The 16,841-nt window shown below is 28.8% G+C and carries 17 protein-coding genes, 1 tRNA gene and 1 other RNA gene; 5 read left to right on the top strand and 14 right to left on the bottom strand.

Translation table 11 applies throughout. From position 1 onward, the window contains the following. Window positions 1–47 precede the first annotated feature (47 nt). Window positions 48–1,538, bottom strand: coding sequence for a phosphohexomutase domain-containing protein (locus K5V21_RS17020; RefSeq protein WP_221862279.1), 1,491 nt, complete (start codon window positions 1,536–1,538; stop codon window positions 48–50). Between the two features lie 521 nt (window positions 1,539–2,059). Between K5V21_RS17020 and glsA the strand changes: the two genes are divergently transcribed. After that, complete coding sequence (gene glsA / locus K5V21_RS17015) at window positions 2,060–2,989, top strand: glutaminase A (protein ID WP_221862278.1); 930 nt, start codon at window positions 2,060–2,062, stop codon at window positions 2,987–2,989. A 67-nt stretch (window positions 2,990–3,056) separates the two neighbouring features. On the opposite strand, the gene K5V21_RS17010 is transcribed toward glsA, so the two are convergent. The 8 genes from K5V21_RS17010 to dnaX all read right to left on the bottom strand — a co-directional run bounded on the left by K5V21_RS17010 (window position 3,057) and on the right by dnaX (window position 9,798). Next, complete coding sequence (locus K5V21_RS17010; protein ID WP_204596160.1) at window positions 3,057–3,308, bottom strand: pro-sigmaK processing inhibitor BofA family protein; 252 nt, start codon at window positions 3,306–3,308, stop codon at window positions 3,057–3,059. A gap of 13 nt (window positions 3,309–3,321) precedes the next feature. Beyond that, window positions 3,322–3,600 carry a DUF2508 family protein gene (locus K5V21_RS17005; protein WP_221862277.1) on the bottom strand — a complete coding sequence of 93 codons (279 nt, stop codon included), beginning with the start codon at window positions 3,598–3,600 and terminating at the stop codon, window positions 3,322–3,324. A 195-nt stretch (window positions 3,601–3,795) separates the two neighbouring features. Further along, the gene (gene recR, locus K5V21_RS17000) at window positions 3,796–4,392 is read right to left on the bottom strand and encodes a recombination mediator RecR (RefSeq protein WP_204596162.1); all 597 of its coding nucleotides are present in this window, start codon (window positions 4,390–4,392) and stop codon (window positions 3,796–3,798) included. 206 nt (window positions 4,393–4,598) lie between these two features. Continuing rightward, entirely contained in the window at window positions 4,599–5,408 is an 810-nt protein-coding gene (locus K5V21_RS16995; RefSeq protein WP_221862276.1) for a CPBP family intramembrane glutamic endopeptidase, read from the bottom strand. A 147-nt stretch (window positions 5,409–5,555) separates the two neighbouring features. Further along, entirely contained in the window at window positions 5,556–6,926 is a 1,371-nt protein-coding gene (locus tag K5V21_RS16990) for an MATE family efflux transporter (protein ID WP_221862275.1), read from the bottom strand. 108 nt (window positions 6,927–7,034) lie between these two features. Then, the gene (locus K5V21_RS16985; RefSeq protein WP_204596164.1) at window positions 7,035–7,472 is read right to left on the bottom strand and encodes a MarR family winged helix-turn-helix transcriptional regulator; all 438 of its coding nucleotides are present in this window, start codon (window positions 7,470–7,472) and stop codon (window positions 7,035–7,037) included. Window positions 7,473–7,670: 198 nt separating this feature from the next. Then, complete coding sequence (locus K5V21_RS16980) at window positions 7,671–8,009, bottom strand: YbaB/EbfC family nucleoid-associated protein (RefSeq protein WP_204596165.1); 339 nt, start codon at window positions 8,007–8,009, stop codon at window positions 7,671–7,673. 148 nt (window positions 8,010–8,157) lie between these two features. Beyond that, a complete protein-coding gene (dnaX, locus tag K5V21_RS16975) occupies window positions 8,158–9,798 on the bottom strand; it encodes a DNA polymerase III subunit gamma/tau (RefSeq protein ID WP_221862274.1) in 1,641 nt (546 codons plus the stop codon). Between the two features lie 297 nt (window positions 9,799–10,095). On the opposite strand from dnaX, the gene K5V21_RS16970 reads away from it, so the two are divergent. The 4 genes from K5V21_RS16970 to K5V21_RS16955 all read left to right on the top strand — a co-directional run bounded on the left by K5V21_RS16970 (window position 10,096) and on the right by K5V21_RS16955 (window position 12,999). After that, window positions 10,096–10,713, top strand: a complete 618-nt coding sequence (locus K5V21_RS16970) for a hypothetical protein (RefSeq protein WP_221862273.1) — start codon at window positions 10,096–10,098, stop codon at window positions 10,711–10,713. A gap of 98 nt (window positions 10,714–10,811) precedes the next feature. Beyond that, window positions 10,812–11,603, top strand: coding sequence for a thymidylate synthase (locus K5V21_RS16965; protein ID WP_221862272.1), 792 nt, complete (start codon window positions 10,812–10,814; stop codon window positions 11,601–11,603). After that, complete coding sequence (locus K5V21_RS16960) at window positions 11,603–12,094, top strand: dihydrofolate reductase (RefSeq protein ID WP_221862271.1); 492 nt, start codon at window positions 11,603–11,605, stop codon at window positions 12,092–12,094. The genes K5V21_RS16965 and K5V21_RS16960 overlap by 1 nt, the downstream gene beginning before the upstream one ends. Window positions 12,095–12,330: 236 nt before the next feature. Continuing rightward, window positions 12,331–12,999, top strand: a complete 669-nt coding sequence (locus K5V21_RS16955) for an NAD(P)H-dependent oxidoreductase (RefSeq protein ID WP_221862270.1) — start codon at window positions 12,331–12,333, stop codon at window positions 12,997–12,999. Between the two features lie 235 nt (window positions 13,000–13,234). Here K5V21_RS16955 and ffs read toward each other — a convergent pair. The 5 genes from ffs to K5V21_RS16930 form a co-directional block, all read right to left on the bottom strand. Further along, window positions 13,235–13,499, bottom strand: an RNA gene (ffs, locus tag K5V21_RS16950) — signal recognition particle sRNA large type. Window positions 13,500–13,502: 3 nt separating this feature from the next. Beyond that, window positions 13,503–13,592 (bottom strand) — tRNA-Ser (locus tag K5V21_RS16945). A gap of 289 nt (window positions 13,593–13,881) precedes the next feature. Continuing rightward, on the bottom strand, window positions 13,882–14,097 hold the full coding sequence (locus K5V21_RS16940) for a hypothetical protein (RefSeq protein ID WP_221862269.1): 216 nt from the start codon (window positions 14,095–14,097) through the stop codon (window positions 13,882–13,884). 172 nt (window positions 14,098–14,269) lie between these two features. Then, the gene (locus tag K5V21_RS16935; RefSeq protein WP_204596171.1) at window positions 14,270–15,610 is read right to left on the bottom strand and encodes a 2-hydroxycarboxylate transporter family protein; all 1,341 of its coding nucleotides are present in this window, start codon (window positions 15,608–15,610) and stop codon (window positions 14,270–14,272) included. A 24-nt stretch (window positions 15,611–15,634) separates the two neighbouring features. Next, window positions 15,635–16,777: an NAD(P)-dependent malic enzyme gene (locus K5V21_RS16930; protein WP_221862295.1), complete on the bottom strand. Its 1,143-nt coding sequence runs from the start codon at window positions 16,775–16,777 to the stop codon at window positions 15,635–15,637. Between the last annotated feature and the right edge of the window lie 64 nt (window positions 16,778–16,841).

Raw genomic sequence — 16,841 nt, 5'->3', positions numbered from 1 at the left:
GCTTTAATTATTTATATATTATTTTGGATTATTTGTTATATCTTTATTTAAAATTTCATATTATATTTTTTTAAAAATCTTCTTATTGATTCTATCATCACATCAGCTCCACCTTCTACATCTGATTGAACATTTAATGCTAATAGCGGTTCATGAAGGGATAATCTTAATAGAAACCATCCATCTTCTTTTTCTGATGTACACATAACTCTTACTCCTTCATAATTTTTTTCAGGTAATTTCCATGAAGTATGACTCTTAACCAACGACTCTAAATCCTTTAGGATCCCCTCTCCAAATTCTCTATAGTTATCTTTTTCTATATTTATTCTATATTCTACTTTTTCTAAAGGTTCTTCAAGATTATCTATAAGACTTCCAATCTCTCTTCCTTGTTCATGCAGCTTTGAAACTTCAATTAATATTTTTGATACTAAAAATGCTCCGTCATCTAAAAAATAATTTTCTTTTATAGCTGCATGTCCTGAGGTTTCTATTGCAAGATGACATTCTATGCCTTCTTTATTTAATCTAATACCTTCATTTATTACATTTTTATATCCTCTTTTAAATCTATGATGTCTTCCACCTTTACTTTCAATGAATCTTCCAAGACCTTCAGTTGTAACTGAATCTGTAACTATAGTACTATTTGGATATTCTTTAAGAATTATTGTTGATATCAATGCTATAAGTGCATCTTTATTTATTGGATTTCCATTTTTATCTACAATCGCAGCTCTATCAACATCTGTATCGAAGATTATTCCCATATCACTTTTAGTTCTCTTTACAGCTTCACATATTGATTCTATAGCTTCTTTATTTTCAGGATTAGGAATATGATTTGGAAAATTGCCGTCTGGATCTAAAAATTGACTTCCTGATGTGTTTGCTCCTAATTCTTTAAGTACCTTTTCGACAAAGAACCCACCAGCACCATTTCCAGCATCTACTATTATATTTAATCCATCAAGAGGTTTATCAAAGTTACCCTTACTATCTGCACCAACTCTTATTTTATCTACTAAAATTTTTGAATAATCATCAATAAGATTTCTTTTTTCTAGCTTACCTATATTCTGTGTAGTGATTTTATTAACCTCCGATAAAGCTACTATTTCATCTATATCAGATTTTTCTACTCCACCTTTATCTGTAAAAAACTTTATTCCATTATAATAAAAAGGTAAATGACTTGCTGTTATCATCGCTGCACCATCACACTTATATCCATCCATTATAGTTGACATAAACATAGCTGGCGTTGTAGCCATACTACAATCATAAACGTCACAACCTAATTCCCTTAGTGTTTCTATAAATACTGCCTTCAACTCTTCTCCTGATAATCTTGAATCGCATCCTATAGCTACCTTTAAAGAATTTGAATTCTTTTCTTTTACAAGCCAATTATAAAATCCTGTTGCTATTTCTCTGACTTCATCTTTAGATAAGTTTACTTCCTTGTATTTATTTTTAATTGCTATACCTCTTATATCAGTTCCATTCTTTAATTCTTCTAACCTTTTGTTCATTGCTACTCCTTATATTTAAACTATTACTACCTTAAGATAATATATAATTTCTATCTAATCTTTTGTTACACATACCTAAACCTTTACACAAGCTGTATAAAGGCTTATCACAATAAATAATATATAATACTTTTTAAATTTTTACTGTAAACATTTAATTAAAAAAATTTCTACTCTATTTGTTAATAGCATATACTTTTTATTATTAAAATATTAATTTTTAAAGACATAAATCCAAAGCAAACTAGCTATATAAAATAACTGTAACAATAAGAACTAGAGTATACTCTAGTTCTTATTTCAGTATCAATTCCAAATAATTTTTCCATAAAAATACTAAAATTATTTTACCTTTAAGATTATTTTAAATATAGATAAAATCCTCATTCTTATTATTTTTACAAATATATGCAAATATTCATAAAGCGTTTATTGAATAGCAAAATTCAAAGTGCTATGCTTTGGTTAAGCGATTTAAGATGATGTGAATAACTAGAAAATTAATACTACGAGGTGATTTTATGATTAACAATAATGACTTAGAAGAATTAGTAGAAAAGAATAAAAAGTATATTAAGGATGGTCATGTAGCAACATACATTCCTGGTCTTGCAGTAGTGGACCCTAATCAATTAGGTGTTGCAATTTATGATTTAGAAAGTAATAAAGAATATTTTGCCGGTGATTATGATACAAGATTTGCTATAGAAAGTATCTCTAAAGTTCCAACTCTTATACTTGCAACTTTAGATAATGGATTAGAAGAAGTATTTAAGAAAGTTGATACTGAACCTACTGGTTTTGCATTTAATTCAATATTAAATATGCAAATAAATCATAGAAATAAACCAACAAATCCATTTGTAAATGCTGGTGCAATTGCAACAACATCTTTAGTAAAAGGAAAAGATACCGAAGAACGTTCAGCTAGAATTTTAGAATTCTTCAAGAAAATCATGGGTGATGATGGTGTTAAATTAAACACTGAAATTTATTTATCAGAAAAAAGAACCGGAGATATAAATAGATCATTAGCTTACTACATGAAAGGTAATAATATGATCGAAGGAGATGTTCCTGATATACTTGACTCATACTTTAGACAATGCTCTATGAAAGTAACAGCAGTTGGTCTATCTAGAATGGGTGCTGTTCTTGCAAATGAAGGTGTATGTCCTTGGAATAATGAAAGATTATTCCCAATTGAAACAGCTACAGTAGTTAAATCTTTAATGACTACTTGCGGATTATATGATGAATCTGGTACTTTCTCAGTTCACATTGGCCTTCCATCAAAGAGTGGTGTAGGTGGAGGAATACTATCAGCAGTTCCAAGTAAATGTGGTATTGGATTATTTAGTCCTGCATTAGATGTTCCTGGAAATAGCGTTGCTAGTATTAAATTACTTAATGATATCAATGATAAATTAAAATTAGATATCTTTAGATAAGCAAGAGGTATTAAAAATTTAATTAAGATAAAAGAACCAAGCTAAATTAATTTAGCTTGGTTCTTTTTTATAAAAATATTTGAAATAATATAAGAGCTGCTACACCAGGTATTCCAAATATACCAGCAATTAATGCGGTAATAATATTAATAGCTATATGGAATCCAAATCCCGCTCCGATTGTGTTTACTATATATAGTAATACAACTCCAAATATTCCGTTTAACAACAATTTAATTGGCCATTTTAATAATCTTATAATAACATATAAAACTACTAATCCAATAAGCCCATATACAAGTAACTTAGCATCTAACATTAAAAACACCTCTTTATTCTGCTAGTCTTAGATTTTTATTCATAATATATTTTCTATTAGCTTTAATTCCTTTTTTCTTAGCTTGATCCATCAAATATGAATATCTTTTTTTAGCGGCTTGCTCTGTATATATAGCCACCTCTATAAGTAATGGATCTTCTACATTTTCAAAAATACTATTTGCAATCTCCATTTCAGCCTTTGCACCTTCAATTGCCATTAGCAAGTCCATTTTTTCATTTCTATAACCAATTACACCCTTAAGATATTTAACTATAAAATTTTTATTCATATACTAACCCCTTAAAATTCATTTATAATTAAATTTTATCCAAAAATTGTAATTAGTATGCAAGCTATTAAAAATTTAGTAACACATTTTCAAACATCCTCATACATTATTATCATAAGAAGCTTTTCACTCATTCTCAAACAAAACTTCTAACTCCCATCTATATTAAGGACTCAATTTTTTGAGTCCTTCTTTTTATATTTGAGTTCTTCCCTCTAATGCTTTTGAAAGAGTTACTTCATCAGCATATTCTAGATCTCCACCCACTGGTATACCAGCTGCTATTCTTGTTACCTTAACATCTAAAGGTTTAAGTATCTTTGCTATATACATAGCTGTAGCTTCACCTTCTATATTAGGATTTGTAGCTATAATAACCTCTTTAATTTCTTCTCTCATTCTAGAGACTAATTCTCTTATTCTAATATCTTGTGGTCCTCTACCTTGCATTGGTGAAAGATTTCCATGAAGAACATGGTAAACTCCATTATATTCTTTAACTTTTTCCATAGTCATTATATCTTTTGGTTGTTCTACTACACATATAGTACTCTTATCTCTGTTAGGATTCGCACATATAGCACAAGGATCTGAATCAGTAAAATTACCACAAACTGAACAATATTTAATTGTTCCTCTAGCCTTTACTAATGCTTCTGCAAACTCTTTCACTTCATCCTCTGGTAAGTTTAATACATGAAGCGTTAACCTTTGTGCTGTCTTTTGACCTATACTTGGCAACTTAGCAAATTCCTCTATTAATTTCTCTATCGCAACTGGATAAAATTCCATAACCCTCTTCCTTTCAAATCTCTATTTTCAATAACTATCACTAAAAACTATAATAGTAGTTTAATATAGTTTATACCATTTAACAACTTAATAAAGATTAAATAAGAATTAATTTATAATAACTATTATAAACACCCTGATATAATAACTAATAATAAAAACCCTTCAAATTATATTAATTTAAAGGGTTTTTATTATTTATTAAACTATAAAACTTTTCTATTACTTACTTTATATGTTTTATATATAAGGATTACTCCTACTATTAATAATATAGATCCTATTATTGCATATATTGCTGTATAGTCCCCTACATAATATACAATCATCGGCATTACTAATATTCCCACTATATTATAAGTTATATGGCCTATCATACTTCCTATTATAGAATTAGACCAAGTAACTATGACTCCTAATATTATTCCTAAAACTATTGTATACATAGTTTGTACCGGATTAAAATGAAATAATCCAAATATTATTGCTTGCAATATTATGGCTACTATTACATTAAATCCTCTTTTTAATTGATCAAATATTAATCCCCTAAACAAAATTTCTTCAAATATAGGTATTATTATGGTTACACTTATCATTGTATATATAGAATTATATGCAGTCATTAATCCCTTTGATGTATCACTATAGCTAGTGAATTTATCTCCTACTAAAGCAACAAAAGCTGATGATAATACTGCAAATCCTAAAGTAGCTAAAATTATTATTGGAATATAAGATTTTTTTATTTTATTAAATTTGCATCTTTCCCAAAGATTTTTCTTTCTTTTTCTAAGCATTAAGACATATATTAAAAATGTTATTAATGCAGAAATTACAGCTAAAATAAATTGATTATTCATTATTTGAGTTCCCATCATATTTATGTCTGACTGACTCATTATTGCGCCAGCCATTATGATAAACCCATAAATCATGCCTACTAAAGCTTGCATAATAAGATAAATAAGACCAAATCCTATAATCTTTCCAAAAACTCCAAGATATTTTTTCATTACATTTCCCCCTATTTCTCATTAGTTCATCTATATATTACCATATTATTTAATTATTCTTCATTTATGTAACAAAAGGTTTTATTTGTAAATTAAATGTTTATTTTTAAATATAAAAAGACCAACTAAAATAGTTGGTCTAAAATCTTATAAACTAACAGGATTACTATCTAACTTTTTAATTTTCCTATTAAATTGAGCAAATAATACAATTCCTGTTATACATGTAATCACTTCAGTTATAGTTGATGACCAAATAACACCATGAAGTCCTAAGAAATGATGAGCAATTATAACTACTGGAATATACAAAATCCCTTGTGCTACTGCCATTATAGTAGTTGGTGCCGCTTGTCCAGACGCTTGAAAAACTCCCATAAGTAGTCCAGTAAATCCATTAAATAATGCTGAAATTAACATAGCTATTAAAATATAAGTACCTATGCTTACAACAGATGACTGATTAGTAAATAATCTAATTATAGGTACTCTTAATATATATACTATTGCTACAAATAACAATGAAATTATACCTATATATTTTGCTGCCTCTTTGATTGCTGATCTTAATCTTAAGAAATTTTTATTCGAAAAATTATAAGCTAATAGTGGTATAATCCCTAAAAATATTCCCATTGATAAAAATTCAGGGACTTGTACAATACGTAAAGCAACTCCAAACGCAGCTATGACATTATCCCCATACTCCATACAGTAATTATTTAAAAGCAGTGTTGTAACAATCATAAAGGACATTTGCAAAAGTTCTGATATACCTATTTTATATATTTCCCATTGCTCTTTTAATGAGAGTTTAAATCCACCAATAAAACCTCTAAGGTGTTCACTTTTCTTTTCTAGATAGTATATATAGTAAATTGCAGAGGCAAGATTCGCTATTGACATTGCAAGTGCTGCTCCAACTACATTTAAATTAAAAAATAGTATTAATAATGGATCAAATATTAAATTGACTAATGCACTAACCCCCATACCATACATTGATTCTTTTGATGCCCCTTCTGATCTAACTATTTGTTCTAATGCAAAATTCAAAACAATTGTAAATCCACTAATAAACAAAGCTATTGAATAATTTTTGGTTAAATTAAAGGTTATATCATTTGTACCTAGTAATTTCATAAGTGGGTTCATTACAAATAAAGAAATAGTTGCTATAATAATTCCTGCTACTATACTTGCAAATACAGTATAACTAGCCACTCTTTTTGCTTTATCTATCTCACTTTTAGCAATTAAACGAGTTATGTAAGTTCCACCTCCAACACCAAATACATTTCCAAAGGCCATTAGTATAGTGAAAATTGGAAGACCTAATGTTATTGCAGATAACATCTCAGTATTATGTAATAGTCCTATAAAGTATGCATTAATAATATTATACACAGTTCCAATTGACATCCCTATCATCATTGGAATTGAAAGATGTCTGATCGCTTTCTTTATAGGTGCTTTTTCTAAATAATATTCATTTGTTATATCTATAGTATTTTCCATAATAAAATACCTCCTTATAAATAATTAAATATCTAATAATTAGATTTAATATAGTTAGAATTCTAACTAATTAGTTAATAGTAGCTTATAGCTACTACTTAAAGTTAATTATAAAGAATGATTTATTTTAGATAATAATTTTTCTAAAGTCTTACGCTCTTCAACTGTAAGGGAAGCTGTAATACTTGATTCAACCTTAGAAAAAGCTTCATTAAAATCATTAATTAATTCTTCTCCTTTAGATAAAAGATAAATATTTTTTTGACGTTCATTATCTTTAGGAATACGACGCTCAATGTATCCTTTTTTCTCAAGTCCCTTTAGCATGCTCGTAATAGTAGCACCTCTTCTGTTAAAAACCTCAGCTAAATCTTTTTGAATTATTCCTTCATCTTGATGGTTATATATATAATCAAGAATCCTACCTTGTTGAGAATTTAATCCAAGTTGTCTTATGCTTTCATCAGCTTCTATTTTAAGCTTTATACTAATTATACGAAACAAATCTGAAAAAGTTGTATCTATCTTTTCATTATGTTGGTTCATAAATATCAACTCCTTTATTAACTAATTAGATTACTAACTAAATATTAAATACAGATTAACATCTATATATCTAATTGTCAATACTCTAATAGTTAGAATTCTAACTATTATCTTTTATCTATACCTATAAAAATAAAAGAGTGCCGAATTTATCGACACTCTACTAAAATCAAATAAATAGTTTATTATTTTTATTGATTAAAATAATCCTGGTATATTCATTCCACCAGTTACTTTACCCATCTTGTTTGCAGTTTCTTCTTCTGCTTTTCTTAATGCTTCGTTTACCGCGCTTAGAACTAAATCTTCTAACATTTCTACATCGTCTTCATCAACAACTTCTGGCTTTATGTTAATAGCTAATATATCTTTTTTACCATTTGCAGTTACAGTTACAGCTCCGCCTCCAACTGATGCAACGAATTCTTGTTCTTCAAGATCTTTTTGCATTTGCTCCATTTGCTTTTGCATCTTTTGCGCTTGTTTCATTAAGTTATTCATTCCTCCCATGCCGCCTGGGAATCCACCTTTTGCCATATATATGTCCTCCTTAATAATAAAATCTAATTTTAATTATATAGTATTTTTTATAACTTTACTATACATAACCTATTAGTATTTATCTATATGTTCCTTATATAATTTATGCCTTAAATTTTTATAGTGTACCAAATAGTATTAGTCTTTATTCATCAATAATCTCTAAAAAATCTGCTCCAATGACATCACTTAAAACTTGCTCTGGAGCAGCATTTTCTTTTTGCTCATCAGAAACTGTAAATCTAACTCTTACATTATTTCTTAAAACTTCTGAGAATACTTCATTTACTAATTTATTATTCTCAGCTTTTTCTAATCTCTCTTTATTAAATGAGTACTGATCAGTATATTGAACCGTTATAACTCCATCTTTGCAGTCAACAGGCCTTCCTGTTGTTATTGATGCATATACTATCATTGCTCTTCTATTCTTTAATTCTTCTAGTATATCTTTCCAAGCTGATTTTACACTTTGAATACTTACATTAGTTGAAAGAGTCTCATCTCGTTTAACGTTATTTTCTACAGATTGACTAGTGTTTTGATTCTTAGCTGTTACTTGCCTTTTTAAATCATTAATATTAGCTGCTCCATCTGTACTTACAGCTTGATTAGAGGCTGCAACTTTTATCTTCCCTGATTTTAAGGCTGATTCTAATCTATTTAATCTACCAAGTATAACCTCGTTTGATGTATCATACTCAATTTTACATATCTTAATTATAGCAAGTTCTAGGTAAAGTCTTGCTTGCTTTGACATTTTCGCATTGCCTTCAGCCTCTTGAAGTATCCTTATACTTCTCATTATTTCCTCAACTCTTATTCTGTCTCCTTGCTCTTTTACTAAAGCAATATTCTCAAGAGACATATCAAGTACTTCTTCTGGGTTATTAGTAACTTTAATCATAAGAAGATTTCTATAGTGAGCTATTAAATCCTTAATAAACAGGAATACATCTTTACCTGCATAAACTATTTTATCTATTATAGTCATTGCATCCTCAATGTTTCTCTCTATAGTAGCTGATGTTATCTCAAATAAATATTCATTAGTAACTAATCCAAGCATTGATACTAGTTCATCATAATCTACATTACCATCACCCATAGCAATTGCTTGATCTAATATACTAAGTGAATCTCTCATAGCCCCATCTGATACCCTCGCAATAAGATCTAAACTCTTATCCTCTGCAAAAACGCCTTTATTTTCAGCAATTTCTCTAAGCCTTGCTGTAATTTCTTTATTACTAATTCTTTTAAAATCGAATCTTTGACATCTTGAAAGTATTGTTATAGGAAGTTTTTGAGGGTCTGTAGTTGCTAGAATAAATATTACATTTGCAGGTGGCTCTTCTAAAGTTTTAAGGAATGCATTAACGGCTCCTGTTGAAAGCATGTGAACCTCATCCATTATATAAACTTTATATTTAGCCTCTTGAGGAGGATATTTCGAGTCATCTATAATATCTCTTATTTTATCTACCCCATTGTTTGAAGCTGCATCTAATTCAGTAACATCTATCGCAAGTCCTTCATTTATCTTTTTGCACATTTCACATTCATTGCATGGCTCTCCATCTCTTAAATCAGTACAATTTAAAGCCTTTGCAAATACCTTAGCTGTTGATGTTTTACCTGTTCCTCTTGTACCACAGAAAAGATATGCATGTGCTATTCTTTCGTTTAATATTTGATTTTTAAGTGTTGTAGTTATATGTTCCTGACCTACTACATCTTCAAATGTTTTTGGTCTCCATTCTCTATATAACGCTGTATATGCCAAGGTTTTGTCACCTCTTTTTCTAAAGTTAAAGTCTATATTAATTATACACTAATAAGCACATTATTTATACAATTTATAAGGATAATGGCTCTTTCACTTAATACTTTTTAAATTTACTATACTTTTCTTGAATTAATATTTATATATTTATTAATTCCTAACTAAATACAATCTATTATAAATTGTAAAACTATAATAACAAAATTGAACTTTTAATACATATTCAAACTTTCAAATATTTATTGTTATAGAATAGTTTAAAGAGCTATTTTATGAAAACTTAAGAAGGTGATTAATATGAAAAAGAAATTACTACCTTTTCAAAAAAGAAACTTACTATTCTTTTTTGTAGGATTAATACTAATATCTTGTAGTTTATATTTTATATATTATTCAACTACAAATAATTATTTATTTGGTTTTAATAATAAATACTTAAAGGATATAGCCAAGAACCTAGCTACATTTGCAGAGATTTGCTTTTTCTTAGTTATAGAACTATTTATTTTAAGGTCTATAATTAAATCTCTTAATAGCAATTGTTTAAAGATATTAAACTCATTTTTAAACAAATTTAAATTAGATATTCCACAAGAAAAACAATATAAATTTCTAAAAAGTGATATATTAAAAAAGACTAAATCTTTTATTATATTTATATCTAAAATATTTCAAAAATTTCATGTACCAATAGCTGTATTAGCAGTATCTATAATATTGATACATGCGTATATCTTTTTGCATTTAGGATTTAAATGGACTATAGGATATATATTAGGAATATTAGCACTTACAGATTTAATATTAATGCTTATAACTGGTATGTTTAGAATATTTAATAAGGTTATTCATGTACACAAAGTTTTAGGAATAATATTCATAATATTAATGTGTCTACACATAGCATTGGTTTAATTTATAAATCAATGCTTTTTTTCTGTCACAAATAATCCTTTTTATATGTTAAAATAATATGATAATAATATGCTGATAAAATGAAAGGAGAATTTTAAATGAGCTTATATGATAAACAATACCTTGATATTGTGGAAAAAATTCTAGACCACGGATATTACGACCAAAATAGAACTGGAGTTGCTACATATAAAATTCCTCATCAAATACTTCAATTTGACTTAGAAAGAGAATTCCCTATATTAACAACTAAATTTGTTGCCTTCAAAACAGCTGTTAAAGAGCTTTTATGGATATATAAAGATCAATCAAACAGTGTTAAGAAATTACAAGAACAAAACGTTAAGATTTGGAACGAATGGATGATGGATGACGGAACAATAGGAACATCATACGGATGGGTTGTTAAAAAATTTGATCAATTAGATAAATTAATAGATGCACTTAAAAATAATCCACAAGATAGAAGAATGATGATTAACCTTTGGCAAATTCCATATCTAGATACAGGAGCTCTTCACCCATGTTGTTTCCTTACTATGTGGGATGTAACAGATGGTAGATTAAATTGCATGCTTGTACAACGTTCAGGAGATATTCCGCTTGGAGTACCATTTAATACTACTCAATATGCAGTTCTTGTTCACCTAATAGCTCAAGTAACTGGATTAAAGCCTGGATTATTTACTCACGTTATAAACAATGCACACATTTACGAAAACCAAATTGAAGGAATGAAACTTCAATTAACAAGAAGAAATGAAGCTTATGATGCCCCAAAACTTTGGATTAATCCAGAGATTAAAGATTTCTATGACTTTACACCTGATGACATTAAATTAGAAGACTATAAATACCACCCATCAATAAAAATGGAGGTATCAGTTTAATGTTATCAATAATAGTTGCCACTGCTCAAAATAATGCAATAGGTAAGGATAATTCTCTTTTATGGCATATTTCAGAAGACCTTAAAAGATTTAAAGAAATAACTTCAGGTAATAAGATACTTATGGGAAGAAAAACATTTGAATCTCTACCTGGAATACTTCCAAATAGGCCACATATAGTTCTTACTAGAGATATTAATTTTAGTGTAGACTCTGATAAAGTAACTGTAATTCATAACTTAGATGAAGTTATAAGTAATTATAAAAACTCTGATGAAGAAATATTTATAATTGGTGGGGGAGAGATATATAATTTACTTATGCCTTATGCAGATAAGCTATACTTAACAAAAGTTAAGAAAGATTTTAATGCAGATACATTCTTTCCACAGATTAATATGAATAAATGGGAAGTTATCCACACTTCTGGTGATAAAACTGATGATAAAAGTGGATTAATTTTTGAATTTATAGATCTTATTAGAAAGTAATTTTAAGCTACCTCATACTTGAGGTAGCTTTTTTTATTTTTTATATAATATAACCAATAATCTAATTATTAAGTGTTATAAAAGTATTTTCTTTAAATTTTTCAATGTATATATAGTTATTTCTCTATAGTTTCTAAAAAGTACCTACTTGTAATAAAATTTATCTAATACTATTATACAAACTAAGGAAAACTAATATTAATATAAGTAATGTATAAATGAAAGGTGGTAAAATTATGGAAAATATAAAAAATTCTATTATAAAGGCTTATAATTTTAGACATGCTTGTAAGGAATTTGATTCTTCAAAAAAGATTTCTGATGATAATTTTAAATTTATACTTGAAACAGCTAGACTATCTCCTAGCTCCTTTGGATTTGAACCTTGGAAATTCTTAGTTATTCAAGATATAAGTTTAAGAGAAGAACTTAAACCGCTTTGTTGGGGAGCTCAAGGTCAACTACCTACAGCAAGTCACTTTTTAATAATATTATCTAGAAACATAAATGAAATGAAATATGACTCTAAATATATATTAAACTTTATGGAAAATGTTCAAAAATTACCTAGTGATGTAATACCTATTAAGAATAAGTTCTATAAAGATTTTCAAGAGAATCAATTTAAACTTTTAGAAAGCGATCGAGCAATTTTTGATTGGGCATGCAAGCAAACTTATATAACATTAGCAAATATGATGACAGCTGCAGCTCAAATAGGAATAGATTCTTGTCCTATGGAAGGCTTTGATAAAGATCAAGTTGAGAATTTACTTATAAATAAAGGTATATTAGATAAAAACCATTTTGATGTTTCTTGTATGGTTGCTTTTGGATATAGAAAAGCTGATCCTCAATTTGCTAAAACAAGGCAGTCTCTTGATAAAATAGTAGAATGGATATAAAAAATTAATTCATTATATAAATAAATCTATACAAAATATATAGTTATAAATATTTTGTATAGATTTATTTTATCTTTAACAAGAAAAAGAGGGCTCTTTACTTCTTGGCTTGCAAAGTTCCCTCACTTTCTTATCCTATTGTTTTTGTCCTATATTGTTAATCCTATTGAAGAGTAACCGAATTAAATTATTTTATTGAATATGTACTTTAATATTCAAAATTAACATTAAAAAACCGTGCACCTCGCTTCGACAGTAGCTTATACGCGTTACCTATGCAGTTAGCTCAGGCCAGATTTATCCACGGCACACGGAAGGATCCACTTATTGCTGCTTCCTTCCGGACCTGACAAGATTCATGGGCTCCCGTTGCGTGGGACCCAGCCATCAACACCACTTACATAGGGCAGGCCGTACAAACTAAAGCCTCCCCGAGGAATTCGACCCTGCTGTAGCGGATTGCAGGTTACAGGGCACCGCTAACTCCCCATCTAGCACGGTTCTGGCGGAGAGAGTGGGATTTGAACCCACGGTAGAGTTTCCCCTACACACGCGTTCCAGGCGTGCTCCTTCGACCACTCGGACATCTCTCCATAAAGTATTTAATTATTAAGCTTAAATAGTTTTAACTACAATTAAACTTAATATACTAAATCCGTTATAAAACGATATTTAGTTTTGATACTTTTTCATTCTATCATAAATACTATTTTAGTTCAATAGAAAGATTTATCCTTAAAATTCTTATATTTTTATTGTTGCAATATTTTTTTAATTGAATTTAATTTTACTTATTAAATTATAATAAACATATAAAAATTAGATAAATATTTCTACCTTTTGTATGTTTATAAATAATATTATAATTATTTTTTATAGAATTTATTTTTTAATCTTTTTATCATCACTCTTTTTATTACTATTAGCTTTTCTCTCTTCAGCATATAATTGCTTTTTTATTTGTCCATTTATTAAAAATATAGGCATTAAGAGTACGAATATAGCTATTCTAATTACATTATTATGTATAAATATCATTGATATTAGTCCAATTATCTCAATAACACTTAGTATATGAGTAAGTTTATTTGAAAACATATAATCACCTCTAATATACATTATAATAAAATAGCTCTTAAATACCTAGTTTATATAAATTAAAAAATCCTCCTCTACCTATTTGTATTAAGCTAATCAAAGGAGGATTTTTTAATCTCAATATCAGAAATCGTTTACCCAAATTGCAATATCATCTTATTTCCTTTATAAACTAAAGCCATATACTGAAAAGTACTCCTGCAACTACTAAAATTAGAGCTCCTCCAAGCCTTGTAGCAATCTGAGCATATGCCATCAAATTCATTCTTTTTGCTGCTCCTAATATTTCTAAATCTCCTGATCCACCTCTATTAACATGGCATAATCCAGCTGCTATAGAAGATTCTATTGGATAGAACCCAAATATTTTAGCAGTTATCCAAGGTCCAATTATTGCTCCTAAAACAGCAAATAATGATATTATTACAGTAGTCACATTAAATGCTTTTAGCAATTCTCCAAAATCAACCATAGCTATACCAACACCAGCTATTAATACGTAGAATAAATTACCTACCATAAATTTTTGAACTTGCTTTGCTCCAACCCTTATACCTTCTGGAACTATATTTAGAGCACAGGCTATTAATACAAATACAACCATATATGCAAATGGATGAATTACTATACCACCTATAGTTGGGAAGAATCCTTTACCAAATAAGTTTGCTAAACAATAGAATGCAAGTATTATAAATAATCCAGCAGCCGCATCTTCCATGGTTACTTTTAAGTTAGACTTTTCTTCTTTCGCATTAACGCTACCCTTTATTAATTCACCATGGCCTGTTAAATTTGGCTTCTTGTTTCCTATTCCATTTAATATCGCTCCTGCAATAATAGCTATAATATTTGCTATAGTTAATATTGCCATAGCAGAAGAATACCATACTTTAGGATCCTTTCCGGTTACTTGACCCCATATTTGGCTCATAGGTATAGCACCTGCTCCATTTCCACCTCCCATGATAGGAAGAGCATAATTTAATATAACTTCCTTAGGTGAAACTCCTGTAATTAATCCTCCAATTACAGCAAACCCTGCCGCAGTAATTGTCGCTATAAGTACCATAGGAATAAATCCTCCAATAGTCTTTGCTAAAAATTTTCTATCAATAGATAACAATGACCCACAAATCATTATAGATATGTATAATTCTAAAAATCCACTATCAAAAAGGGTTTTCACATTATGAACATATACAGTTGGAATAAATCCCATATATACAGCCCATGAAGTAGCTAAAAATGCTAATATAGCTCCACCGCCTAAATAATCTTTCCAAATTGGAATTGAATCACCAATTTTACCTAAGATTATCCCACAAGTAAATACTAAAAATATACTTCCAACCATATCTTTTGGTAAAGACTTAGTTTCTATTCCCAATATAATTATGACCGCTCCAATAATAAATAATGGCATAGGAATCCCAAAAAGATTTAATTTAATAAACTTTTTCAAAGGTCCAATTTCTTGACTCTCATTCTTATTTCCACTTTGTAATTCCATATAATTTTCCTCCTTAGATATTTATTATTTAAAATTTAATCTTACAGTCTCTGAAACTGCATCGACTATATTCCCTTCAAACACTCCAGGTATCACTTTATTTGGCTTAGGATTATCCACCAATGAAGCTAATTTCTTTGCAATACTTAACATTAAATCATAAGTTACATCATTAGCATTAGCTTCTAATAGCCCCTTAAATAAGCCTGGAAAAACCAAAATATTATTTACTTGATTTGGATACGCTGGTCCACCTGTAGCTATTACAGCTGCTCCAGCCTCCTTAGCTATCTCGGGTTTAACTTCTGGTGTTGGATTTGCGAGAGCAAATATAATAGGATCCTTACCCATAGTTTTTATCATGTCATATGTTAAGACATTCCCCTCTGACAAACCAATAAATACATCACTATTCTTAATGACATCTTCAAGGGAGCCTTTAAGCTTATCTGGATTCGTTATTTTTGCTATTTCTTGCTGTGGTTCATTTAAATCCGTATCTCCACATACTAAAGATCCTTTTCTATCTACTAAAATTATATTGTCTATTCCAGCTTCTTTTAATAATTTAGCTGTTGCAATACCTGAAGCTCCTGCCCCTAGAACTACAACTTTTAAACTTTCAAAATCCTTTTTCACAACCTTAGTAGCATTATATAAAGCCGCTAGTACTGCAATAGCTGTTCCATGTTGATCATCATGATACACAGGTATATTAAGCTCTTTCTTTAATACCTCTTCTATGTAAAAACATTCAGGTGCTTTAATATCTTCTAAATGTATTCCACTAAAACTATTGGCTATACTTTTTATAGTCTTAATTAACTCATCTTTATCCATCTGGTCAACACATAAAGGAATTGCGTTAACCCCTGCCAATTGATTGTATACTGAAGCCTTTGCCTCTACTATTGGATATCCAGCTAATGTACCAATATTACCAAAGCCTAAAACTGCTGTTCCATCAGTAATTACTGCTATTGAATTTCCAATAGATGTTAATTTTTTAATACTTTCAGGACAATGCTCAACTTCCTTACAAACAGTTGAAACACCTGGTGTATATATTTGAGATAAATCCTCCTTATTTTCTATATTAAAATTTGAGTTTATACTAATTAACCCATGTGCTGATTCTCTTGTCTTTAATATCTCTTCTTTAGTCATAATAAAATACCTCTTTTCTAAATTCATATAAATCAAATAAAACCTCCTGTTAGTAAACGTTTAC

Source organism: Clostridium sardiniense (genome assembly GCF_019753795.1).
In the GTDB taxonomy this organism is placed as follows: domain Bacteria; phylum Bacillota; class Clostridia; order Clostridiales; family Clostridiaceae; genus Clostridium; species Clostridium sardiniense.
This window is presented reverse-complemented; position numbering and strand designations above follow the sequence as displayed.